The organism is Halomonas borealis (assembly GCF_004798905.1).
Taxonomy (GTDB): domain Bacteria; phylum Pseudomonadota; class Gammaproteobacteria; order Pseudomonadales; family Halomonadaceae; genus Halomonas; species Halomonas borealis.
Genome location: NZ_SDMO01000001.1, coordinates 255227 through 277368 on the forward strand (window position 1 = coordinate 255227; position 22142 = coordinate 277368).

24 protein-coding genes and 1 pseudogene are annotated in these 22142 nt (G+C 56.5%); 15 read left to right on the top strand and 10 right to left on the bottom strand.

Annotated features, from left to right (window positions below):
• Nucleotides 1–47 precede the first annotated feature (47 nt).
• Nucleotides 48–962 (bottom strand): cation diffusion facilitator family transporter, encoded by a 915-nt coding sequence (locus tag ETC07_RS01190; RefSeq protein ID WP_136246712.1) that lies wholly within the window; start codon nucleotides 960–962, stop codon nucleotides 48–50.
• A gap of 598 nt (nucleotides 963–1560) precedes the next feature.
• Between ETC07_RS01190 and ETC07_RS01195 the strand changes: the two genes are divergently transcribed.
• The 3 genes and pseudogenes from ETC07_RS01195 to ETC07_RS01205 all read left to right on the top strand — a co-directional run bounded on the left by ETC07_RS01195 (nucleotide 1561) and on the right by ETC07_RS01205 (nucleotide 4588).
• Nucleotides 1561–1848, top strand: coding sequence for a metal-sensing transcriptional repressor (locus tag ETC07_RS01195; RefSeq protein WP_112056432.1), 288 nt, complete (start codon nucleotides 1561–1563; stop codon nucleotides 1846–1848).
• Nucleotides 1849–1882: 34 nt separating this feature from the next.
• Nucleotides 1883–3256: an MFS transporter gene (locus ETC07_RS01200; protein WP_112056430.1), complete on the top strand. Its 1374-nt coding sequence runs from the start codon at nucleotides 1883–1885 to the stop codon at nucleotides 3254–3256.
• 29 nt (nucleotides 3257–3285) lie between these two features.
• Nucleotides 3286–4588, top strand: a pseudogene (locus ETC07_RS01205) (ISL3 family transposase).
• 571 nt (nucleotides 4589–5159) lie between these two features.
• On the opposite strand, the gene ETC07_RS01210 reads toward ETC07_RS01205, so the two are convergent.
• Nucleotides 5160–6386, bottom strand: coding sequence for a YagK/YfjJ domain-containing protein (locus ETC07_RS01210; RefSeq protein WP_168709136.1), 1227 nt, complete (start codon nucleotides 6384–6386; stop codon nucleotides 5160–5162).
• Nucleotides 6387–6742: 356 nt separating this feature from the next.
• On the opposite strand from ETC07_RS01210, the gene ETC07_RS01215 reads away from it, so the two are divergent.
• Nucleotides 6743–7543 carry a hypothetical protein gene (locus ETC07_RS01215; protein ID WP_136246714.1) on the top strand — a complete coding sequence of 267 codons (801 nt, stop codon included), beginning with the start codon at nucleotides 6743–6745 and terminating at the stop codon, nucleotides 7541–7543.
• Here ETC07_RS01215 and ETC07_RS01220 read toward each other — a convergent pair.
• The 4 genes from ETC07_RS01220 to ETC07_RS15735 form a co-directional block, all read right to left on the bottom strand.
• A complete protein-coding gene (locus ETC07_RS01220) occupies nucleotides 7540–7773 on the bottom strand; it encodes a helix-turn-helix transcriptional regulator (RefSeq protein WP_112056424.1) in 234 nt (77 codons plus the stop codon). The genes ETC07_RS01215 and ETC07_RS01220 overlap by 4 nt on opposite strands.
• Before the next feature lie 358 nt (nucleotides 7774–8131).
• Nucleotides 8132–8596 carry a Mu transposase domain-containing protein gene (locus ETC07_RS16500; protein ID WP_438590654.1) on the bottom strand — a complete coding sequence of 155 codons (465 nt, stop codon included), beginning with the start codon at nucleotides 8594–8596 and terminating at the stop codon, nucleotides 8132–8134.
• A 416-nt stretch (nucleotides 8597–9012) separates the two neighbouring features.
• Nucleotides 9013–9177 (bottom strand): hypothetical protein, encoded by a 165-nt coding sequence (locus tag ETC07_RS15575; RefSeq protein WP_168709076.1) that lies wholly within the window; start codon nucleotides 9175–9177, stop codon nucleotides 9013–9015.
• Nucleotides 9178–9373: 196 nt separating this feature from the next.
• Nucleotides 9374–9475 (bottom strand): helix-turn-helix domain-containing protein, encoded by a 102-nt coding sequence (locus ETC07_RS15735; protein WP_181463124.1) that lies wholly within the window; start codon nucleotides 9473–9475, stop codon nucleotides 9374–9376.
• 617 nt (nucleotides 9476–10092) lie between these two features.
• On the opposite strand from ETC07_RS15735, the gene ETC07_RS01225 reads away from it, so the two are divergent.
• From ETC07_RS01225 to radC, 6 genes are all read left to right on the top strand, one after another.
• Nucleotides 10093–11730: an AICE-type RepA C-terminal domain-containing protein gene (locus tag ETC07_RS01225; RefSeq protein WP_136255830.1), complete on the top strand. Its 1638-nt coding sequence runs from the start codon at nucleotides 10093–10095 to the stop codon at nucleotides 11728–11730.
• A gap of 1481 nt (nucleotides 11731–13211) precedes the next feature.
• Complete coding sequence (locus ETC07_RS01230; RefSeq protein ID WP_136246716.1) at nucleotides 13212–14180, top strand: DUF932 domain-containing protein; 969 nt, start codon at nucleotides 13212–13214, stop codon at nucleotides 14178–14180.
• 108 nt (nucleotides 14181–14288) lie between these two features.
• A complete protein-coding gene (locus tag ETC07_RS15580) occupies nucleotides 14289–14462 on the top strand; it encodes a hypothetical protein (protein ID WP_168709137.1) in 174 nt (57 codons plus the stop codon).
• Between the two features lie 11 nt (nucleotides 14463–14473).
• A complete protein-coding gene (locus ETC07_RS01235) occupies nucleotides 14474–15211 on the top strand; it encodes an ERF family protein (protein ID WP_112056413.1) in 738 nt (245 codons plus the stop codon).
• A gap of 60 nt (nucleotides 15212–15271) precedes the next feature.
• On the top strand, nucleotides 15272–15883 hold the full coding sequence (locus ETC07_RS01240; protein ID WP_112056411.1) for a lambda exonuclease family protein: 612 nt from the start codon (nucleotides 15272–15274) through the stop codon (nucleotides 15881–15883).
• Between the two features lie 11 nt (nucleotides 15884–15894).
• Nucleotides 15895–16392 carry a RadC family protein gene (gene radC / locus ETC07_RS01245; protein ID WP_112056409.1) on the top strand — a complete coding sequence of 166 codons (498 nt, stop codon included), beginning with the start codon at nucleotides 15895–15897 and terminating at the stop codon, nucleotides 16390–16392.
• 217 nt (nucleotides 16393–16609) lie between these two features.
• Here the strand turns inward: radC and ETC07_RS01250 are convergent, their stop codons facing one another.
• The 4 genes from ETC07_RS01250 to ETC07_RS15740 all read right to left on the bottom strand — a co-directional run bounded on the left by ETC07_RS01250 (nucleotide 16610) and on the right by ETC07_RS15740 (nucleotide 18303).
• Nucleotides 16610–17050, bottom strand: coding sequence for a DUF411 domain-containing protein (locus ETC07_RS01250; RefSeq protein ID WP_112056407.1), 441 nt, complete (start codon nucleotides 17048–17050; stop codon nucleotides 16610–16612).
• Nucleotides 17047–17193, bottom strand: a complete 147-nt coding sequence (locus ETC07_RS15810; RefSeq protein ID WP_168709075.1) for a hypothetical protein — start codon at nucleotides 17191–17193, stop codon at nucleotides 17047–17049. Before ETC07_RS15810 ends, ETC07_RS01250 begins: the two co-directional genes overlap by 4 nt.
• Before the next feature lie 67 nt (nucleotides 17194–17260).
• Entirely contained in the window at nucleotides 17261–17485 is a 225-nt protein-coding gene (locus ETC07_RS15590) for a hypothetical protein (protein ID WP_168709138.1), read from the bottom strand.
• A 263-nt stretch (nucleotides 17486–17748) separates the two neighbouring features.
• A complete protein-coding gene (locus ETC07_RS15740; RefSeq protein ID WP_240724524.1) occupies nucleotides 17749–18303 on the bottom strand; it encodes a Spy/CpxP family protein refolding chaperone in 555 nt (184 codons plus the stop codon).
• Between the two features lie 255 nt (nucleotides 18304–18558).
• Here ETC07_RS15740 and ETC07_RS15815 point away from each other — a divergent pair, with 255 nt between their 5' ends.
• The 5 genes from ETC07_RS15815 to ETC07_RS01280 all read left to right on the top strand — a co-directional run bounded on the left by ETC07_RS15815 (nucleotide 18559) and on the right by ETC07_RS01280 (nucleotide 22105).
• Nucleotides 18559–18774 (top strand): multicopper oxidase domain-containing protein, encoded by a 216-nt coding sequence (locus ETC07_RS15815; RefSeq protein ID WP_258396695.1) that lies wholly within the window; start codon nucleotides 18559–18561, stop codon nucleotides 18772–18774.
• 349 nt (nucleotides 18775–19123) lie between these two features.
• Nucleotides 19124–19537 carry a hypothetical protein gene (locus ETC07_RS01265; RefSeq protein WP_112056401.1) on the top strand — a complete coding sequence of 138 codons (414 nt, stop codon included), beginning with the start codon at nucleotides 19124–19126 and terminating at the stop codon, nucleotides 19535–19537.
• A gap of 573 nt (nucleotides 19538–20110) precedes the next feature.
• A complete protein-coding gene (locus tag ETC07_RS01270; RefSeq protein ID WP_276605467.1) occupies nucleotides 20111–20437 on the top strand; it encodes a hypothetical protein in 327 nt (108 codons plus the stop codon).
• A 337-nt stretch (nucleotides 20438–20774) separates the two neighbouring features.
• Nucleotides 20775–21560 (top strand): c-type cytochrome, encoded by a 786-nt coding sequence (locus ETC07_RS01275; RefSeq protein ID WP_112056399.1) that lies wholly within the window; start codon nucleotides 20775–20777, stop codon nucleotides 21558–21560.
• Nucleotides 21561–21664: 104 nt separating this feature from the next.
• Nucleotides 21665–22105: a DUF411 domain-containing protein gene (locus tag ETC07_RS01280; RefSeq protein WP_240724526.1), complete on the top strand. Its 441-nt coding sequence runs from the start codon at nucleotides 21665–21667 to the stop codon at nucleotides 22103–22105.
• The last annotated feature ends 37 nt before the right edge of the window (nucleotides 22106–22142 follow it).

Consider the following 22142-nt stretch of genomic DNA (forward strand, 5'->3'; position numbering starts at 1 on the left):
GTGGAGCTCAGCCGCTGATGGGTGCCTGAGCAAGCAAATATGGCGTGTTACTCATGCCCAAAAAGGTTGGCATCCTGATGAGCGTGATCAATATGCTCAAATTCCAAACTGGAGTGGCCAATGCCAAAGCGCGCTTTCAGCTGAGCTTTGATATTTACCTTGATCGCCTCGAGCTGGCGCCATCCGGCTTCCGTGATAACCACGTGGCAGTCAAGCGCGGCGGTGTTCTCCTGCATTTGCCATAGGTGAACATGATGCACATCCTCAACCCCTTGGACGTCACGCAGGGCTTCAATGACTGATTGACCATCGATATCGGGTGGCGAGCCCAACATCAGTGTCCGGACAGGGCCGCCTATCTCAGTAAAGGCGAGATAAAGAATATAGAGCGCAATGCCGATCGTAATCGCGGGGTCTACCCAGCGCATGTCATACAGCAGAATCAGTGAGCCCCCGATGATCACGGCGATGGACGCAAAGGCATCCGACAGGTTGTGCAGGAAGAGGGCGCGGATATTGACGCTATGTTTTTGCATCGACCAGGTGAGCAAGGCCGTTAGCGCATCGACAAGAAGAGCGACAATACCGATGATTACGACTATCCAGCCCTTAATCTCTGGCGGGTCGATCATGCGCATGGCGCCTTCATAAATTAGATAAATGCCAACGATAATGAGGGTGGTGTAGTTGATCAGCGCTGCGACAACCTCGATTCGGCCATAGCCAAACGTCATCTGTGAGTCTGGCGGTCGTCTCGCGATCTTGCGGGCAGCAAACGCAATGACAAGCGCAGCCATGTCGGAAAAATTATGCAGCGCATCCGCGATCAGCGAGAGGCTTCCCGCCAGGATACCCCCAACGATCTGGGCAATGGTCAATATCCCGTTGGCCCAGATGGCGATGCTCACCCGACGATCACCAGAGGTGGGATCAATGTGGGGATGATCGTGATGATGTCCCATGCGTTATCCTTGTGGTGTCACGTGATGACCCAGCAATATAAAACCTATAGCGACTCAAGCTTCAAGCCCGAACTCTGTTGAAGAGTGAGCTGGGATTAGGCGTGTGGAACTTTGCATAGTGGGCGCTGCACCAAATTGGCTACCATGTTCCATGCCCCCAGAAGGAGCCCATTGTGATACCCAAGCCTTACTCGCACGCCTGGCTGATGAGCTTGGCTTTACTGCTGATGGTGGTAACGTCAGTCCTCGCCGAGCCACAGCTGCCTGACTTCACGGAACTAATCGACGCATGCGCGTGGCCATGCGCTTCCGGGAGCCCCCCCCTGGAGCCTGTGCTCGACCGCCGCCGAATCGACCGGCCCATGAGCGCGTATCTCGCCAATGCCGGACATGACCAGCCCCTGCACGATAAGCAGCAGGAGGGTCAGGTGACCGAGGCGATGACACAGGCGGTTGAGGAGCATACGGGCAGACCAGTTCGGGGGCGAAGACCGATAGTGAGGCGCGATCTGGCCGAGTCCCCTGGGGCATTGGCACGATAGCGTCTTTGAGCTTAATCCCCCCCCAGAGGGATAGGAATACCAACAAAGAGCTGCGCATGACATCGCATACCCACCAGTCGCATCCCGACATCATCAAGCGTTTGAGTCGCGCCCGGGGACATCTGCAGAGCGTGGCCCAGATGATCAAGGACGGGCGGCCTTGCCTGGACATCGCCCAGCAGCTGCATGCAGTGGAGAAGGCGATCCAGCAGGCCAAGCGAACCCTCGTGCACGACCATATCGACCACTGCCTGGAAGCAGCGATCGGCCCCCACGACAGGGGCCGGAATCAAGACCAGCGCGCACAACTTGAAGACTTCAAGGCGATCGTTCGCTACCTGTAACCGATAACCGACAGCCACGCCTCGAGGAGGACCCGTGCTCCAAGTGCTGAGTCACCGTCGTTACCGCCATTTATTCATGGCCCAGGTCACCGCCCTCGTCGGCACCGGGCTGACAACTGTCGCCCTGGCGCTGCTGGCCCATGACCTGGCGGCCGGGAAAGCGGGGATCGTGTTAGGCACGGCCCTGGCGATCAAGATGGTGGCCTATGTGGGCATCGCGCCGCTGGTCGGGGCCTATGCCTCGCGTCTGCCGCGCCGCACTCTGCTGGTCAGCCTGGACCTGCTACGGACATCCGTGGTCTGCGCGCTGCCCTTCGTCACCGAGGTCTGGCAGATCTATGTGCTGATCTTCCTGCTCAATGCCGCCTCTGCTGGCTTCACCCCGGTCTTCCAGGCGACGCTCCCGGATCTCCTCGAGGACGAGGGACAGTACACCCGGGCATTATCGCTGTCGCGGCTCGCCTATGACCTCGAGAACCTGCTCAGCCCCATGGCGGCCGCGGCGCTGCTGATGGTGATGCGCTTCGATGTGCTGTTCCTGCTCAACGGCCTGGCCTTCTTGGTCTCGGCCGGTCTGGTGGTCTCGGTGGTGTTGCCGTCGCCCCAGGCGGCGGAGGACGAGGCACCGAGCGTGTGGCGTAAGGTCTCTCACGGCATGAGGATCTACCTGAAGACGCCTCGGCTGCGCGGGCTGCTGGGCCTGAACATGGTGGTGTCGGCCGCCGGCGCCATGCAGATCGTCAATACCGTGGTCTACGTCCGCTCTACCCTGGGACTGGGCGAGCAGGCGGTGGCCATGGCCTTCGCGGCGGTGGGGGGCGGTTCGATGCTGGTGGCCCTGCTGCTGCCGAAGGTGCTGGATCGCGTGCGCGAACGCCCGATCATGCTCGCGGGCGCCGCGCTGATGACGGTGAGCTTGTTCCTCGGCCTGTTCGCGCCCGGCTTCGCCGGCCTGATGGGGCTGTGGTTCCTGCTGGGCGCCGGCGCCTCGCTGGTCATGACGCCCACTGGGCGCCTGCTCAAGCAGTCGTGCCACTCCGAGGACCGTCCGGCGCTGTTCGCCGCCCAGTTCTCGCTGTCGCATGCCTGCTGGCTGGTGGCCTATCCGCTGGCCGGCTGGGTTGGGGCCGAGGTGGGGCTGATCGAGACCTTCGCCCTGCTGGGGGCGATTGCGCTGCTGTCGACGGCGCTCGCGACCCGTGTCTGGCCGGCACGGGATCCGCTGGTCCTCGAGCATGACCACGACCCGGTGGCGCATACCTATCTGCACTATCACGACGAGCACCACCAACATGAGCATGAGGGATGGGAGGGGCCGGAACCGCATCGCCATCCCCACCATCATTCGAGAGGCCGGCATCGGCACACCTTTGTGATCGACGGCCATCACACGAGATGGCCGTCGTGACATGACAAAGAGGCTCAAGGAACGTTTGCATGAGCATTCTGCCTGACAACGTCCTTCACTCACCGGAATACCGCATCCTGGGCACAAAGATGGAAGAGCATGACCTCCACTTTCAGGTTGAAGCTCCGGTCCCTGTGGCCTGCGAGGAGTGCCGCGTAGAGGGAGAGTTCGTCAGGTTTGGCAAGCGCGATGTGGCTTACCGAGACCTGCCCATCCACGGAAAGCGGGTCACCCTCTGGGTAGTCCGTCGCCGCTACACCTGCCGGGCGTGTGGAAGGACGTTCCGGCCAGCTCTACCGGAAATGGTAGACGATCACCGCATGACGCGGAGGCTTTACAGCCACGTCGAGAAGGAGGCCTTCAACCACCCCTACGCCTATGTAGCCGATACCACCGGCCTCGACGAGAAGACTGTTCGCGAGATCTTCAAGAAGAAGGCTGAGTTCCTGGCTGCCTGGCACCGCTTTGAGACACCTCACTGCCTGGGCATCGATGAGCTTTACCTGAACCGCCGCTACCGCTGCATCCTGACCAACCTGGAAGAGCGCACCCTGTTGGACCTGTTGCCCGGTCGTCAGCAGGACGCGGTGACGAAGCGGCTCATGAGCATGACCGAGCGCGACAAGGTCGAGATCGTCAGCATGGATATGTGGAAGCCCTACCTCCGTGCCGTCCAGGCGGTGCTGCCACAGGCCCGCATCGTGGTCGATAAGTTCCATGTGGTGCGTATGGCCAACGAGGCCTTGGAGAAGGTCCGCAAGGGGCTCAGGAAGGAGCTGACGGCCAACCAGCGACGGACGCTCAAGGGTGATAGGAAGATCCTGCTGAAGCGGGCTCACGATGTCTCAGACCGCGAACGGCTCATCATGGAGACCTGGACGGGGGGCCTTCCCTCAGCTGCTGGCAGCCTAAGAGCACAAGGAACAGTTCTACCACATCTGGGACTGTGCCACCCGGCGAGATGCTGAGCAGGCACTAGCTGCCTGGATTGACGACATCCCGCAGGGGCAGAAGGAGGTCTGGAAGGATCTTGTCAGCGCCGTCAGCTCATGGCGTGAGGAGATGCTGACCTACTTCGAGACCGACATCCCGATCACCAACGCCTTCACGGAGTCGATCAACCGGCTGGCCAAGGACAAGAACCGGGATGGCCGGGGCTACTCATTCGAGGTGATGCAGGCGCGGATGCTCTACACCACCAAGCACAAGAAGAAGGCGCCACAGATAAAGGAATCCCCTTTCCTGGGCAAGGCCACCATGACCTACAGCATGGGTCTCCCCGAGCCCGAGAAGAACTACGGCGTCGATCTATCAACCTTCTGGGAGAGTTAATGGTCGAAGGAGCAGGAGGCTCCATCTACCACTTAATCCGGATACCCAGAATTCTTTGATGCTGTTCAGCCGCGCCAGCAGCAAGTTGCCATCCCCGCCTCCCCGCTGAGCTAAAGGAATACCGCAAAGAACTGGAGTATTTCAGGCAGGTTGAGCAGCTAGACCGTTTGGAGCACCAGAAAACCTTGGGTACCGCACCGCTTGGTGCAGTTGATGAAAAGCGGACAACCTTTATTGGCGTTCCTGAATTCAAGCAACAAGCGCAGCACCATGATCTGCCGGGCATAAATGTGCAGGGGAGAGCGCTGGTGACTCAATGGGCTCCACAAAACCGGAACGCCAAAGGGAAAGCAGCCCGATGCTTCTGAGGAATGCGTCTTCGATTGTCGCCAGAAATAGGCAGTTCAGTGCCACATCGGCTCTGCGCCCAGTGTGACTGATGCGCTGCTGGTACTGAGATGATCGCCTTAGAGGTGAACCCCTGGGAGGGGAGTCGAGGTGGGAATTTTTAACTGCCTGACTCTACATCAGCTTGAACGGTTCAATGTCATAAATTGATGTGTGATGGTTCTCACACCTTGGAGAGATAACGTCGTGGCCGTCCGCGCCTGACCATCTGCTCCTTGTTCGTGCACGACAGCTGGACAAAGGTTTTCTTGGAGGGTAACAGGGCACTCATATAGTAATCGCTCTTGACAATGTAATCGATCACGACTCCCTTCAGAGCATCGATTTTGTCTTTTTCATGGTAGTTGATCGTCCCTATCCCCAGTTTTTTGTAGCGATGCTTGATTCGATTGCAGTTAAAGTATCTGCCTTCCCCGCCCGTCACTTCGCTGTACCAATACTGCCCCACCATCTTGGCATAGTTAATATCCTGTCGATTGCCGGAACCCTTCATGATGACAACAAGATGGTAATGAAAGCCAGCCAAGACCCCGTATTCCAGCTTGCCAAAGACCGCCATCACATTGGGAGCAACTTTTCCTGACTTAAGGCTATCACTCATTAACGTCCATTCTTTCTTCACCATCTTCATGTCTTTCATAAAGTCTTCCGATTCAATAAACTTTCCTTTTCTATATCCCAAATCCACTCTAAGCACCAGTAGACGGGACCGCTGTGCAAAGCATCTATCGATAATTGCAGTTGCCGCCTTCTTTCTGTCTTTAGCCGCTCGATCAGCACGCCGTGAAAAGTCCTGGATAATCGGCCTGCTGGCCTCATCCTTGATCTCCTCCATGATCTTATTCATGACATTGACGGTCCTAGAGACTCCTCCTGCTAACACGCCATACTCCACCATTGCCCTCAATTCATACTCCCACCTCCTTGTGACCTTGTGATAAATACCGACGTAAGGATTCTTATCGACAACGCGCAGCTGTGCGCATCTCTCATCACAGCCCTTTTTCACGACTTTCAGGAATTCTTTGCCATGTAAGGATTGGAAGAGCTTCAGCTTCCCATTCTTTTTCTCCACCACCTCGAAGTGATCTTCTCGAGAGTCAAATATCCCTTTTATGACCGCTTCTGCACGACGCAGGTGTGCAATAAACTTTTTATCGGATTCTGAAAGCAGCTCTTCTTGGTCATCAGACACCTCCTCCTCGAAGAATAACTCCTCATCATTCATATCCCATTGTTGTAAGTTCTCACCTCTTGCCAGTCGCTCCTCGCCCTCCCACCACGGCACATCATTATCGCTAGGAGAATGATTCGTCCCCCAGTCCCAATCAATATTCCAGTCTTCGTCAAAAGGATGCGAATTCTCACCCGGAGATTCCTCATATTCCATACAGCACTCCATCATCGACTACACGGCTAAAAGTATCAATCTGGATATAAGACACATACTCTTTACTCAACGCTCACTATTTAAAATCCATGTACTGATATGACTCCAGCACTGCTACAACATGACAACCCACCCTAGCACAACCCTTCGGTATAACATATAAAGCAAAAGTAAAACTAACCACCCACTTTCAACATTGCAGGCGCAGCAAGGGTTAAAACAAAAGATAATAGCCTTCGCTTATTCAGAAAATAACGTTAAAAAATCAAAACAAATCAAACGTCGAACCTAAAGCCCTGGAACTTATAGCAAGTTTATGGCATAATTTTAGAATTATTATTCAAAGGAAATCCGCAATGAGCAATAATCCCTTACCTGCCACTACATCCATATCAGAAAAGAAAGAAGGAGAATACAATCAGCACCTCACAAACAGAAACCTCATCATCCCTGACCATTACCACCAGATCTCCTCCATCCCGCTTGAAGACTATATTGAGAGGCTGAAAAGAACGCTTTGCGAAACCTATTTTCATATATCGCAAAAACCTCCAAGCATTGGCTCATCTCCATCGAAAAAAAATGAAGAAGAATTAGCAAACGTGCTCTTCCACCAAGAATACGCTTCAGCTAAAAGGAAAATACTTTCTGGCACGCCAGCTAGCGACTACCAAGAAACCTTAGAGCTTGATCTTTGTGAAAAAATCGATGATAAAATATCTATGTTTTTCTCAACTTCATTCATTTGGTTAGTTTGTTCCGACCTCCTAGCCCAAGAAGGCTTACGCGATCAATCATGGGCAGCGCTGGTTGAATTCGCATCTCTAGAGACAAGACTTGAAGACGCATGCATAGCTGAAGAAAAACGCTGGGAAAAGCTCCTTCAGCAAGAGTATGGAAGATTGGCCAACCAGAATCTAAGGCACTTGAAATATCGTCTCATAGACCTCCTGTATGAGGATTGCCCAGATAATGGATGGCCGTCAGTAAAAGTTGCCGCATACAAACTGCATGAAAAAGTACTCCAATTCCACGAGCAGAGCGATCAGCGGTCAGTAATAAAGCTGAATGAAAGTGATATTCAACGAATGATCACCAACTGGATGAACAAGAACAAAGAAGTCAACGATATCTTCAAGAAATTGAAAAAACTCTAGGTAATATCAGGATCACTCTTGGATTCCCCTTGGTTTGCAAGTAACCACCTGTCGACATCCGGCTCAGACCAGCCTTTAGATCTAGCACCAAGAGAAATCTGCACAGGGAATGTTGGGTCATATTGTGGCATCCGAGGATTAATTTTTGCATAAATTGAAGATCGACTAATGCCTATCTTTTCTACCAACTGCGCCATTCTCAGGATCTTCAGTTTTCTATCGTTGCTCATCTTCAAGTCCTCTATATCAATCAACCGACAATACGAATTGTATCGGAACCAGTTAGATAATCGAGCCGACTTGCCACCTATTCAAAAACAGGGCTCAAACACTGGATATATATCTAGAAGCCCACCATCCAGGGCGATTCCAAGCATTTTTATGCCATATTTTTCAATCACTTAATGAGGGCCGTGTGTTAATGACTACCTAATGCAAAAAATTACTGACCCTGGTCCCCTCCGCTGGTGTTATGCCTACAGGCGCATCTGCCTGGTCAGACAGATGCGAATGCGGTGCGCATACAAGCAGGAATCGGTGGTCGGCGAGCCTTGGGCAGCTGGCCGACCACTTTGCTTTCAAGCGACATCAGAACCTGGTCACCTCCGACAGGGAAATCTGGCCCTTATCCTCTGGCGACCTGCTCGGGATGGTGGATGCCAACGAGCTTGATGAGCCAAGCCTTACGCTTGTCCCACAGTCGGTAACTGCAGCCGCGAAAAGTGATGACGTGACTGTGGTGCAGCAGCCAGTCGAGGATGATAGATCCAAGGTAGCCACTTTCCCGCTTGGCTCCAGAGCCCCCGTAGTAGCCACCTTGGGCGGCCGATAGCTGACAATGCACTGCAGATGGTACGGCAGGAACCGCACCACAGGGCGCCAGCTCAACTCGGAGTGGCGGGCTAACTCCTGGCCGACATGTTGAACCCGCATGTCACCGTCGTCGGTCACGCTGACTAAAACCGGCTCGCCTATCAGACGGCAGGGCACGCAGTAGAGGTTTGTGGCGACCTCAACGGTGGCATCGCGCTGGAAGCAACTGCCGAGTTCCACGTCTGCTCGAAGGGCGGATTGTCGTTCGGCGGTTGCAGGCTGGCCCTTTCAGCTGCGAAGCGAACCGCCGGCAGCTCACCGGTGGCGTATTGCATCCGCTGGTCGGCAATCTCACGCATCCACCAAATCAGGTAGGCCTCCAGCCCCCCTGTTGACCCCGATTAGAAATGTCCGGCCGCGATAGCGTTGCGCTGCACGTAGCCAGCGCCGCGCTCGTCCTTGCCCTTGGTACGGGGCGATACTGAGCGCTGGGCACCGGCCGGAAGCCCCAGTAGCGGGCAAAGACCAAACGCTAATCGTTGAAGGCCGCCTAGAGGCTGGCGGCATTGTGGTGGTCGACCAGTGCCCAGGCGTTATCCAGCAGTACCTGCTCTGGCACCCTACGGAGCCAATGAGCCCCTCTTCCATGCCGGCGGTCACACCAACTGACGCTCGTGACGGAAGGAGTGGGCGTAGTGTCGGCGGGGGTATCCGAGGGTAGTGACGAACAGGTAGATCTTGATCGCTTCGTTGCCGATGGTGATCTGGCGGCTGCCGAAATCGATCTGAAGCTGCTCGCGAGGTGGAGTCTCGAATCTCACCGTCGCCTTGTCTTCGGCGGCCAGCGCCTGGCAATAGGATTCGCAGGCGCGTTCCAGCGTCCGCAGGCTGACGGTTAAGACCGTGTTCGAGCTACAGGACTTGCAGCACCACGGCGGCAATGCCGATGAGCTGCAGGAGGCGGTACTGCAGACAGTGATCCAGAACATCAAGTGAACGGGTGCGCTGCAGGCTGGCCTAGGGCGCCCATCCACCCTGGCGCAGGTAGCGCTTGACGGTGTTCTTGCTGACACCGAGTTCATCGGCGATATGCCTGACGCCCCAGCTACGGGTCTTCAAGCACAGATCGGGACGGGCTCCTTGAAAATTTCTCATACAAAAATAGTTACCATGTATGTCCAGAAGCATCCAAAAGCATCTTTTATCATCTAACGACATACAAACCCAAAGTTAAAAAAAAATCATTATTCACTCCATGTTCAACCTGCTAAATTTGGCAACATCAGTAATGAAGGAGATTCAACATGTAGGAGCTTGCAGAAGACGATATAGGTGGGAAAAACACCCCTTAACGAAGCCAACCCTGCTCCAGGCTAATGACCTTCGGTCTTCACTGGCGCTATTCACCATCCACTGGGTGGATGAAAGATCAGGACGGCGGGCTTCTCATACGCCCCGACACCCTTAACACATATAAATACAACAACTTTTGGAGGAATTAGGACGATAAAACATAGCATTTCCAGCTTGGATTAATGGAAGGCCTCGAATCAAAAACCGACGCACTGGCTACAGCTTCAAGCGGAAAATAAAACTCAACTTACAGGAAAATGTATATACCAAATACGCTACACCCTGATAGTAACCGAGCGCACAGACAGCGCTACAAATAACATGCGAAGGCAAGTAAAAAACATAAACATCATGCCCTAAGAGAAAACTAAGGAACCAGCTTAATGTACGATAACCCATATCCCCTCAACCAATCCGCAACAGGGAACGGTACATATCTTCCCAATCAACCCACTAACTCCCAGATAAACTATCAGGATATCTCCTCCGCAAGCACCTGTAGATACAGCTCGAGCCAGCAACTGCCCTTTTCCCGGGCGGGACGGCCACCCAAGCCCTGCAAGGCCAACCTCATCCGGCAGATCCTTCACCAAGCCTATCGCCTTGTAGCTGATCCTAACGGCGTATATTTCCTTGTACCGAACTTCGGCGGTCCCGTACTGATGTTGGAAGCGGAGATGATTGCACCGATCATCAAGCACATAGCAGCGAGCCATGACAACCGCGACGTTTCGGACCAAAATGTCCGGGACGCGCTTGAGATCATTCGGGGGGACTACCCGGATTTTGCGGAAATCGGTAATGGACGAACCTGGCTAGACAATTACGGTAATCGATATATCGCACTGAATGGAAAAGTGATGATGCTCCCTCCGAAACAGGAGAACATGATTCAGCCAGAGCTCGCCTATCCTTACTGGCATCCCGCCAATTGTCGCCCCTTTCACACGGTGTATATCCAGGGTCCCAGTGCGATGGCCCCCTCAGGCGTGCGTATCATTGAGTCGTATGTGCCGATTCCGAAAGATCGAGACCTGCTGATCTATACGTTCATGGTGCTTTGCATGATGCCAGAACGTCAGCAGCTGGTTCTGGAACTCACAGGAGAGCTTAAATCTGGAATGGCACAACTACAAGACGTCATCAAGCGCACGCTAGATCCGGTAATCAAGGAGAATGCGATTCGTGATACACCCTCAAAGGTCAAGGACGTAGATCAAAAAGCCTGGCGGCATCATGTGCTCAACCTGGACAATGTCGAAGACGGGCTCAGTTCGGCGGTACAGCGACGTATGTTTGAGTTGCTCTGCAAAAGCAGGCTGGAATGGAAAGCTATTGGTTGCCATGAGATTACATCGAGTCTCGCTGTGCGGCGTGCTTTTTTGCTGAGCAGCCTAGAACCGGTCATCACACAACCTGAATTAGTAGAACTCACCTTGAGTCTGGAAATGCCATCACCCTCAACAGATCAGACGGGCAAGGCATCTTCCCAATGGCATACGCAGGAGAGCTTACCAGGCGAAGATCAGAGTCGCGTCTTCAATGCACTGCTTGGCATGCTCGGAAAGGCACATGCCAATATCGGCCAAGTGAGCTTGGATCGGAGAGTACCGGACGGCTGGCACGATTTCTGTCGTATCGGAATGATTGTCTCCGACACACTGACCGGCAGTGCAGAGGCCTTTTGGTCGCAATACGAGGCATATCGCAATGAGCGGCTCTGCGAGATGACTGAAGAGGAGCCGATTGCCAAGGCAGTTGTTGAATACCTGAGGATTAACGCCATCACGGAAGCCGTCGAAAATCCGGCGGGGGTCTGGCTGGCCATCTTGGGCCAGTTCCGGCCGACCTGTGTGTCGGACAGCCAATGGCCACGTGAGGCGCGCGGCCTTGGCGCAGCCTTCAAGCGTGCCGCCCCACTGCTGGATGCCCAGGGGATTACCTGCTGTAGCAACGGTAAACGTGGCTCGAAACGCCATTGGGTGATCGGTCCAAAAGGGCTCGCCATGCAGCATTTCTGACCAATCTGCATTCATCGCGTGTCGAGACTTAGGCGGTTACCTGCCAGTTTGGAGGGGGATTTTGGACCCGACCGGCTTTCTAGGTCGGAAGCCTACCCTGTATGCCTTTCAGGGTAGGCATGGGGCTCGTGGCCGTGAAGCTTGGTAGGCCGGCTCAGGCTCATGATGTTGGAGGCCTGCGGGCTCATGCGCAGTGGCCGGGCGACCAGCCAGTTGGATCTTCCCGGCGACCAGGTGGAGAATCAGAATCTCCACTTGGTCGCCTTCAATCGGCAATGTGCCATCATCTAAGTAGCGCGTCATCACCGCCCAGCGTTTCCGACGACTACCCTACCCCCTCGCCAGGACTCGGTTCAGTGGAACGTGCCCAAGCTAAACTCCCGAGGGCGGGCCAGATGCCCAGCCCACCTGTCCATCAGCCAGATCCGCCAGGCAATGCTCGCTGAACACCGCACAGCGTCGATCCCTGGCCAACCCACGGCGATTGAGCCCCATACCAAAGGTTCCTGATGACGACCTCCTCAGAGTAAGACAGGAGAATCGATTGGTTACTGATTTCAGTCCGGACCGTTAGAAGCGGCGCGGCCAGCAGCCAGTCCTGGCGCTTGGCCTTGCGGATTCAGGTCTGGATAAGGTCGATATAGAGACCTCGCTGCTGGGCGACCTAGACAATCGAGATATCGTGCTATAGGCAATCTGCCACGATCCAGAACTTGAGATCCGGATGTGCCTTCACTGGACATATACAGAACGTCCACGACAAGACGACGTTCGCTGCTGCAAATCTCGTCTGTTGCCCACTCCTGAGGCTGTTTTTTCGAAAAACTTGGTGCCTAACGTCGTAACGTCGTGCTCAAAAACACCCGCCTCATCATCGTGTGGGTCAGCCGCGATGACTGCTGCCCGGCCTCACACTCCTGACAAGCACGTCTGGAAGGAACTCTGGCACGCTGCCGACAGGCCCATCGGAAATGGCGCTAGAACTAAAGTAGCAGAGCTGCATGTAAAGGTTCTGTTCCATTTTTTTTGAAATCTATATCACTCCTGTGAGCCAAACCTCTTCCGGGCTTCTACCGCCGTCACAGGAGACATGAAATGCCCCCACCCTGCTTACGCTGCGAGTCGCAGCGCGTCATCAACCTCGAGAGCGCCCGCAAACTCGGGATCGCGGCCGGCGCAATGGCCGGTACGCTCCAGGGCGCCTATGGGTCGCTCTACTCTCCCGGAAACCTGCTCTCTTCCAGACAATTTCCGCTCACCCGAGCCGCTGCCGCTGTCGTCGCCGGCGCATCAGGTGGCATCGCTGGAGCTGCGGCTGGCGATCGCCTAGTTGTAAACCTGTTCCCTCCCGGAGAAGGCATCCCCTGGCTCTGTCTGGGGTGTGGCCACGCGTTTCGTGAGTTGGCCTGACCCGGCACGACTCATCCTCTTATCCCATCAGCCGGCACTCAGCCGGCTTTTTTTCGTTCAGGAGATTTCTCATGGCACATCAAATCGAACACATGGCCTACGTCGGTGACACCCCCTGGCATGGCCTGGGCCAGCAGCTTTCGCGTCACCAGCCGCTGGAAGTCTGGCGGCAGCAAGCCGGCATGGATTGGCACATCGATGAATCTCCAGTGCGCTTCATTGCAGATGGCGCGGGCCACCTGGGGAGCATCCATTCCTTTCCGGAGCAGAAGGTGCTCTATCGCTCAGACACCAAGGTCCCGCTATCAGTGGTCTCCCAGCGCTACAAGGTGGTTCAGCCAGAAGAGGTATTGGAGTTCTACCGGGATCTGACGGAATACGCGGGTTATGAGCTCGAGACTGCCGGTGTGCTCAAGGGCGGTCGCAAGTTCTGGGCGTTGGCCAAGAGTGGCCTGGGCGGGGCATTGAAGGGCCAGGACCAGGTCAACGACTACCTGCTGTTGGCGACGTCCTGTGATGGGTCTTTGGCCACCGTCGCCACCCCGACCTCGGTGCGGGTGGTATGCAACAACACCCTGTCCATTGCCGTGGACGGTATGTCGCAAGGGGTGAAAGTGTCTCACAGCACCGAGTTCCGTCCTCAGCTGGTCAAGCAGCAGTTGGGGATATCTGTCTCACAGTGGGACGACTTCATGTATCGCCTGAAAACGCTGGCCGAGCGCAAGGTCAGCCAGGAGGAAGCGAGAGCCTACTTCCAGGCGGTGATCTGCAACGCCGAGGCACCGCTGGAAGATCCCTCTAAATTGCCCAACGTCCGTGCCCTCAATCGCGTCCATAAGCTTTTCCAGGGTGAGGGGCGCGGCTCGCGGCTGTGCACGGCGCAAAGCACCGCCTGGGGGCTGCTAAACGCGGTCACCGAGTACGTGGACCATGAGAAGCGCGCCCGTGGTAATGATTACCGCATGGATTCCGCCTGGTTTGGCCAGGGAGCCAATCTCAAGGACAAGGCCCTGGAGTCGGCGCTTGCGCTGGTGGGCTGATTTCCCAGTAGCGACATCCCCACTCAGTCTTTCCCTCATCACGGCATAGCGCCCGGCCCCTTCAAAGGCCGGGCGTTACTGTTTCTGGAGATGCCAATGCAACCGCCCATGACGTTCGAAATGTGCCGTGTCCTGACCCAGCTGACGCGTCAGTTGCTGGAGGCCGGCGAACACGCAACAGAGACCCACGTGCTAGCCAAGGGCCGCGTCTATCGCGTGGCCCTGTCCCTTGAGCCGGTGCCTATCGAACAACTCCCTGACGTCATCCAACGCTATCGCTAACGGAGGCCATTATGGCAACCCCTATTCATCCCAAAACCGTCAACAAAGCACCGGTTACGCAAGCCATCCCGGACAGCACCGCGATCATCCAGGTGATCGAGCGGGCCGCCCTCAACCCTGAGGTCGATATCGACAAGATGGAGCGCCTGCTGCAGATGCAGGAGCGCGTGCTCGATCGCCAGGCGCTGATGGCCTATAGCGCTGCCATGGCGGCCATGCAGACCGAACTGCCCAGCATCGCCGAGCGCGGGAAAACCAACAACGGCCACTACGCCACTCTGGAAGACATCGTCGATACCGTGCGCCCGATCATGAAGACACACGGCTTCGCGGTGAGCTTTCGCATTCAGACACAGGAGCGCGGGATTCAGGTCACCGGTGTGCTCATGCATCAGGACGGCCATCGGGAAGAGACCAGCATGCTGCTGCCGGCCGATACCAGCGGCAGCAAGAACGCCGTCCAGGCATTCGGCTCGTCCACTAGCTACGGCAAGCGCTACGTGCTGTGTGCCCTGCTCAACATCACAACCCGCGGCCAGGACGACAACGGTCAGACCGCTGACCCGGTCAAGCTGGTCACCCCCTTCCAGGCCGGGCAGATCCGGCAGCTGATTGCCGCCTGTCCCCCGACGACTCAGGAATGGTTCGTCGGTAGGTACAGCGACGCCGAGCAGGTGCCACGTAGCGACTTCGACAAGCTGCGTGCCTCCCTACAGAAGCGGGCACAACCCAACCACCAACATCACTGACCGGCTGGCGAGGGGCTTCCCCTCGCTGGCTTATGCCGTGTCATCGAGAAGGAGAACGTCATGCAGATCCTGACACTGGAACAGGGCACGCCCGAGTGGCATGCCGCCCGTCTGGGCATCATCACCATGTCCGAACTGAAGACTCTGCTGGTCAAGGGCAAGGGGCCGGGAGGCTTCGGTGCCGGTGCGATGAGCTACATGCACCAGCTGATCGGTGAGCGCATCACCGGCGAGCCCTCCGATACCTTCCAAGGCAATGCTCATACACTGCGCGGCCACGAGCTGGAGCCGGTGGCCCGCGATCTTTATCACGAATCCGCTGGGCTGCCACGCCTGGAGCAGGTCGGCATCATCTTGAACCACGGAGTCGGCTATTCGCCGGATTGCCTGGTGGATGGCAACGGCCTCGTCGAGATAAAAACCAAGCTGCCCAAGTATCAGATCGAGCTGCTGTTAGCAGACGAGCTGCCCCAGGAGCATGTCGCGCAGTGCCAGGGTGGCCTGTGGGTCAGCGAGCGGGAGTGGATCGACTTCGTCAGCTACTGGCCGGGCATGCCGCTGTTCGTGAAGCGGGCCTACCGGGACGAGGTGATGATTCGCACCATCGCCGAGCGGGTCGAGGCGTTCTACGAGGAACTGGAGCGCCGCATGGACATGGTCATGGCGGCCTGAGGAGCAACATCATGAACCACTGCAAGCTGAGTGCCGGCGAGACCGCCGGCACCTATCGCATAACCGATACTGTGACCGAAGCGGAGCTCTTGAGCATCGCCAAAGCCTTCGCTCGCCGACGACTGGCCAAGGGACGCAAGATTACCAAGCCCGGGCTGGCATTCGAGCACCTGCAGGTGCTGTTGCAGGAGTATGAGCACGAAGTATTCAGTGCCCTATTCCTCGACTGCCAGCATCGGGTGATCTGCTTCGAGGAGCTTTTCCGCGGCACCATCGATTCGGCGAGCGTCTACCCCCGTGAGGTCGTCAAGCAAGCCCTAGCCTGCAATGCTGCTGCGGTGATCCTGGTTCACAACCACCCCTCTGGCGATCCCGAGCCCAGCGATGCAGACCGACGCATCACGCAGCGGCTCACAGAAGCCTTGGGCCTGGTGGAAATCCGCATCATCGATCACATCGTGGTTGGGACAGAAGGATGCTCATCCTTTGCAGAGCTTGGATACCTCTGAACGTCAACGAAAACACAACGCCGGCGCTGCCTTCAGGGGCGGCGCCGGCTTGTAAGGGGTCGCTTTCATTTTTTGGCGCTTCGTCATTGGATGTGAAACTCGACCCATACTGGCTGGCAACGTCGGCCATGCCTAGCGCATAACAAATAGTCGTTTGAAAGATGAATATGGTCCGGGTGCTCGTGCATCCGGACCGTCGATGCATCGACTCAAGCAGTCACAATGTCACGAAGGGTTGTGCCTCACCGTCACGGAACTGGTAGATATCCCACTCTTCCTGCTTGAGCCCTGGCATACCCGGGGTGCCGATGGGCATACCCGCCAAGCCCATACCGTCTGTGTCGGGTTGCTCCTCGAAGAGCCGCTCCACTGCCTCGAAGGGCACGTGACCCTCAATGACATACTCGCCCATCTCGATGGTGTGACAGGAACCCAGTCCGTAGGGAAGTCCGGCTCGCTCCTTAACCTGACCGATTGGTACGTCGTCTACGATGGCAACCCTGACGCCAAGCGCCTCAAGCTGGCGGGCATACTCGTCGCAGCAGCCACACTGGGGGTTCTTATAAAGGATAGCCTGGCCCGGCAAGCCGGCTTGGGCGGTGCCGGTGCCAAGTGACAAGGCGGCAGAGAAGAACAGCGAAGGGACGAGGCGGTTCACGAGCGATTCTCCTGAGAATGACGGAACGTGATCACATATTTGGCATAGGCGGCGGTGCCGAGGCCCAGAAACAGCATGAAGGCCAAAGGCATCAGCCAGCCCATCAAGCCCATAAGGGCGAAGCATTCGTTGCTCAACATCATGTTGTGACTCCTAACGATAATATATTACTGCCGACATGCTGGGGACATCGTGTGACCAGGGTGGGCGTCAGGATCTTGGAGGTTTGAGCGGGGACGGGGCGATGAATTCGACCGCGGCCTGGATGCCGATGCCGATGCCGATGCCGATGCCGATGCCGATGCCGATGCCGATGCCGATGCCGATGCCGGCCAGGGTATTCTGATAGTAGGTAATGACGAGGGTTACTGTCGAAATGGCCGCACAGACGCCACACTCGGGATCGGCGTTATTGAGCACCTTGACCTGGGCCACGTCGCAGCCGTCGGCATGGCCGTCTGGGCCGCCAGGCTGGACACCAACAGCAGCACAGCTAACAACAGCGCTAGCAAGCTTCCTCATAGGGTGAGATGCGGTTGTCTGGCCTGACCGGTCATGGCGATTTCCTCGTTATCGCGAGGCCATTCTGCGCTAGGCGGGCGAGTAACCATATCTATCCAGCACAACCCGGAGCGATATCAAGAAACGCTCCACGCCTGGCGGAGTGCGCAGAGGAATTGGGGAGCGTTAGGGGAGCGTTACTGCGCTGCGTTGCCCCGCCGCATCCGCTCTCGCTGCTCGTCTGTCAGCAGGTCCTGCATCTGGTTACGCATGCGTACCTCGTCTGCCATCATCTCGCCGTGCAGATCAGCCATCTGACCATGGAGTGTCTTTACCTCCTCTGAATCCGGACGATCAGCCTGCATAAGCAGCAGCATCTCCTCGCGCAGGTTCATCATCTCACCCATCCGCTCAAAGTAGGCGGAACGATGTGCCTTGCGCATTTCGCGCAGGGTGCTCAGCTGCTCGTCGTCGAGCATTGCTGCCGCGCCGCCCATGGCTCCCATACCGCCCATCAGGGGACAGGGCATCATGCCACCTTGGCCACCGCCCATCATCATGCCGGGGCCCATGCCACCTTGGCCACCGCCCATCATCATGCCGGGGCCCATGCCAGCTTGGCCGCCGCCCATCATCATGCCGCCAGCTCCCTGGGTGCCTTGATGCATCCCGTGAGCAGAAGCGGCACCGCTGGTGGCGATGCCCAGACCAGAGGCCAGCGCAATGGCGATTACTTGCTTATAGTTGATCATGGTCTTTCTCCTATTTTTGATGATCGCAGTGACGACGACTTCTTTGGTTGGGCAAGGGGCATGAACTACCGTTATGAACTTACAACCTATGTGCACCCCCCAAGTCAAGGTGTTCAGTGAGACAGTGAGCGGCAACGGTTTCAGCTTCGTTTCAGGTTGATGCGAAGAAATGGACCCTTCCACTGACGCCAACGGAGGTATCCACATACGCAAGACATTACTGGCGATCGCACTCGGCTAGTCGGCCACCGCAGCGTGGCCGGCGGCACTAAAGGTGGTAGTGACCAGAGTAGTCAGGCCACGGCCCAGGTGGACCGCACCATCAGCTTCGAGACCGGTGACATGTGGTTCAAGCCCGGCGAACGGGTATCTGCCCTGATCACCGCCGATGCCGAGGGCAGCTGGGCCTTCCACTGTCACCTGCTCTATCACATGGATGCCGGCATGTTCCGGGTCGTCAAAGTCGCGTAAGGAATGTTCATGAAGTCCAAGACTGTCGTTATCGGTACCGGTTCTACCCTCGCCATACTGGTGGCCGCTGGCGCTCAGGCCAGCGATGGCTACGATGCCCCGGCGAACTGGCCATCGCCGAGGGCCGAGCACTCACAGGGCTCGATACTCTTCGATCGCTTGGAATATGCTACCCCCGACAAGGTCGAGGATGCCCTATACTCCAGCCTTCACTCGACACTCTGCATGGCATGGTATGGCTAGATAAAAATGACGGCTAGGTCATATCAAATCAATTTTGTGTATTTTCAGTGCCGTTTCAGCTTTCCCCTCCATGCTAGTTCTTGCCAAACAGCCAAGGAGGTCAATCATGAAACGTTATGCCACTATTCTCGGTGCTACCATGCTAGGTCTATTTTCAATGACGACCTTTGCCGTCACCGGTAATCAGACGTCAGAGCTATTGATGTTGAACGAGGGAGAGAGTGATAGCCAGATCATATCTTCCAACCCCAAACGCTATAGAATTCAAGTAATCGATGAGAGCATCGTACAGCTCAGTAGCGAGCACCTGGCCAGCGACTCTAGTGCTAGCGTCAATATCCAGGGAAGTCTATACGACGAAGAAGGGCGCCTCGTCTCCAAGGACTCAGATCAACGAGGTCACTTCCTGATTACCAAACGAGTAGCGCCCGGAACCTATATTCTGGAAGTGGAAGGGAATGCGATGGGAAGCCCTGATGAAGTTTCCAAGCGCTATAACCTGCACTTGGACTTCGAATAAAACTAGCCAATTAGTTCGTCACCGACTAGGCCGATCGTTGCTGGCCTAGTCATTGCCGGATGTCTCTTCAACGCTAGCTGCGTTGAAGAGACACACCCCACCCCTGATAGCACACTTTGGCTGCTACCAAAATAGCACCAGACCAGATCTTGGGGAGAAAGGTCACCCCCTCACTGCTCGACACACCGCGACCTCACTTGCCTATTCAGCCTAGATTCAGAAAAGTCGCCCATACTAACCACTTTCATGAAACACGGGGAAAGTGCACGCACAAAATCAAACCCTCTATTGCTAAAATATGACCTTTAACGGCCACGGCTTGACCTTGGGGTAACACTAAGGCATTCAAGCCAGAAGAGTAGTTATTGATCACAATCTTTCTTCGGCCCCAAGTCGCCGCCTGCTCGATAAGGCAAACGATCTATAGCAAGCCGGTCAGCAATAGAGTTACTGACATGACGTCACGCCGAGACAACCATTGTCACGAAGAAGCCTCGACACTGGCGCCGACCCGATCAAGAACACTACAGCCGAAGCTATCCACGCCCTGATGAGGAAGGCATCCGCATCGTCATGCTAACCGGTGACAGCCAGACCACGGCCCAGGCCGTAGCGAAGGAGCTGGGAATCGACGAGATCATCGCCGGGGTGCTGCCGGAGCAGGTCAAGGCACTGCAGGCCGAGGGGCGCTTCGTCGCCATGGGCACCGGCACCGACGTGGCCATGGCGAGCGCCGGCGTCACCCTGGTCAAGGGCGACCTGAAGGGCATCGTTCTCGCTCGCCGCCTTAGACGCGCCTCCATGCGCAATATCAAGCAGAATCAGATCTTGCCTTCGGCTACAACAGCCTGGGCGTACCCATCGCCGCCGAGGTGCTCTACCCCGCCGTCGGCCTGCTGATGTCTCCGACCATTGCCTCCGTGACAATGTCATTCAGCTCGTTCTCCGTGGTGGGCAATGCCCTGCGTTTACACGAACCGAAGATTAAACCATGAGAGTAGGCAAGCCTCCCATGACCGTTGACAAACACTGACGAATGGATACGGCGGTCGACCTGCGGGGCCTGTAGGATGAGACGGTAAGCAACGTCGCCGAAAAAGCCTACTTTGCAACAAGCGTTTCACCTCCAGCCACCTGTAGATGCAATGAAAGGCTGGTAGGAGATCGGCCCGGGCGCTCAAAAAGCCGGGAGACAACCATTCCAGACCCGATACCCATATATAGGACTATGTTAAAGATGTTCAAACTTGCGTTAGGTGGAATCATTACCCTACTCCTCCTTGCCGTCGGAGGAATGGCGGTCATGCATAGCGGAATGTACAACGTCGCAGCAACGGACGAGCACCTTCCGCTTGTCAAGTCAGTCCTGCATTCTACCATGCACGCCTCGGTAGAGGCCGGGGCCGAAGAGATAGAAGCTCCCGACCTAAGCAGTGACAGCATGGTTCAAGCCGGGGCCAAAGCCTATGATGGCCTCTGTGCGGCCTGCCACCTCAAGCCCAGCCTCGAGAGCACGGTACTTCGTGCCGGTCTCAATCCCATGCCACCGACATTCTCGGATTCCACTCATCAAGATCCTGCGCAGCAGTTTTGGGTCATCAAGAACGGCATCAAGATGACTGGCATGCCAGCCTGGGGCGTGACCCACGACGACCAGGAGTTATGGGAGATCGTGGCCTTCCTGCAGCGGTTGCCCGAACTCTCGCCGCAGGATTACCAGGACCTGGTCCGTCCTGACAGCCCAATGGCCGATCAAGCGAAGCATGATGGCCACGACCACGACCATGGTGACACCAGCGCTATGGCTCGCTCAGCAAACGACTCTCACGAGCCGGCAGATGACGGCCACGACCATGAGCATGGTGACATGACCGCCATGAGCGAGCACAAGTCGGCTTCCTCAGGCTCCGCCTCGGCAGACGCAGAACCCGCAGCAAAACTCCAGCTGGCCGACTCGCGCCAGGATGCCTCGTCCTCGCCACAATCCACTAACGACCACTATGCGGACGGCCACACGCATTGAGGCCCTCTGGTTCCTCCTCCCCGCCTGCCAGGTCGACTGTGCCTAGGTTTCGGCATTGCCACCCTCATCAAATATCTGTTTACCTCCGACAAGGGAGATCGCTCATGAAACTCACCATGCCTCACCTGCTGCTGGCGACCGGTCTGCTGCTGGGCGCCACCACCGCTCATGCTGCCCTGCCGGACGAGGCCACACTCTACAAGAATCCCCAGTGCGGCTGCTGCGATGGTTATGCCCGCCACCTGCAACGAACGGGTATCGACGTCACCATCGTCGATGACAAGGACTTGAGCGCGATCAAGAAGGCGGCAGGCGTCCCCTTCGGCCTCGGCGCCTGCCACACCATCATCATGGACGACTATGTGATCGAGGGGCATGTCCCCCTGGCAGCAGTAGAAGCGCTCTTCGAACAACAACCCGACACCAATGGCATCGGGCTCGCCGGCATGCCGAGTGGCACGCCAGGCATGCCGGGGCCGCAGACGGAGCCCTATGAGGTCTACCAGTTCCGGGACCACCAGGAGTCGCCCTTCATGACTCTATAGCGAGACCCGCCTGATGCCCCGCCGGACACCTATCGAG

Excerpts from the sequence above, each read along its gene's own strand:
- ETC07_RS15580 (WP_168709137.1), top strand. The coding sequence starts at position 14,289 with ATGACGTTCGAAATGTGCCGTGTCCTGACCCAGCTGACGCGTCAGTTG.
- ETC07_RS01215 (WP_136246714.1), top strand. The coding sequence starts at position 6,743 with ATGAGCAATAATCCCTTACCTGCCACTACATCCATATCAGAAAAGAAA.
- radC (WP_112056409.1), top strand. The coding sequence starts at position 15,895 with ATGAACCACTGCAAGCTGAGTGCCGGCGAGACCGCCGGCACCTATCGC.
- ETC07_RS01190 (WP_136246712.1), bottom strand. The coding sequence starts at position 962 with ATGGGACATCATCACGATCATCCCCACATTGATCCCACCTCTGGTGAT.
- ETC07_RS01235 (WP_112056413.1), top strand. The coding sequence starts at position 14,474 with ATGGCAACCCCTATTCATCCCAAAACCGTCAACAAAGCACCGGTTACG.
- ETC07_RS01195 (WP_112056432.1), top strand. The coding sequence starts at position 1,561 with ATGACATCGCATACCCACCAGTCGCATCCCGACATCATCAAGCGTTTG.
- ETC07_RS01220 (WP_112056424.1), bottom strand. The coding sequence starts at position 7,773 with ATGAGCAACGATAGAAAACTGAAGATCCTGAGAATGGCGCAGTTGGTA.
- ETC07_RS01265 (WP_112056401.1), top strand. The coding sequence starts at position 19,124 with ATGAAACGTTATGCCACTATTCTCGGTGCTACCATGCTAGGTCTATTT.
- ETC07_RS01225 (WP_136255830.1), top strand. The coding sequence starts at position 10,093 with ATGTACGATAACCCATATCCCCTCAACCAATCCGCAACAGGGAACGGT.
- ETC07_RS01240 (WP_112056411.1), top strand. The coding sequence starts at position 15,272 with ATGCAGATCCTGACACTGGAACAGGGCACGCCCGAGTGGCATGCCGCC.
- ETC07_RS15810 (WP_168709075.1), bottom strand. The coding sequence starts at position 17,193 with ATGATGTTGAGCAACGAATGCTTCGCCCTTATGGGCTTGATGGGCTGG.
- ETC07_RS01280 (WP_240724526.1), top strand. The coding sequence starts at position 21,665 with ATGAAACTCACCATGCCTCACCTGCTGCTGGCGACCGGTCTGCTGCTG.
- ETC07_RS01230 (WP_136246716.1), top strand. The coding sequence starts at position 13,212 with ATGGCACATCAAATCGAACACATGGCCTACGTCGGTGACACCCCCTGG.
- ETC07_RS01210 (WP_168709136.1), bottom strand. The coding sequence starts at position 6,386 with ATGGAATATGAGGAATCTCCGGGTGAGAATTCGCATCCTTTTGACGAA.
- ETC07_RS15740 (WP_240724524.1), bottom strand. The coding sequence starts at position 18,303 with ATGATCAACTATAAGCAAGTAATCGCCATTGCGCTGGCCTCTGGTCTG.
- ETC07_RS01275 (WP_112056399.1), top strand. The coding sequence starts at position 20,775 with ATGTTCAAACTTGCGTTAGGTGGAATCATTACCCTACTCCTCCTTGCC.
- ETC07_RS01270 (WP_276605467.1), top strand. The coding sequence starts at position 20,111 with ATGCTAACCGGTGACAGCCAGACCACGGCCCAGGCCGTAGCGAAGGAG.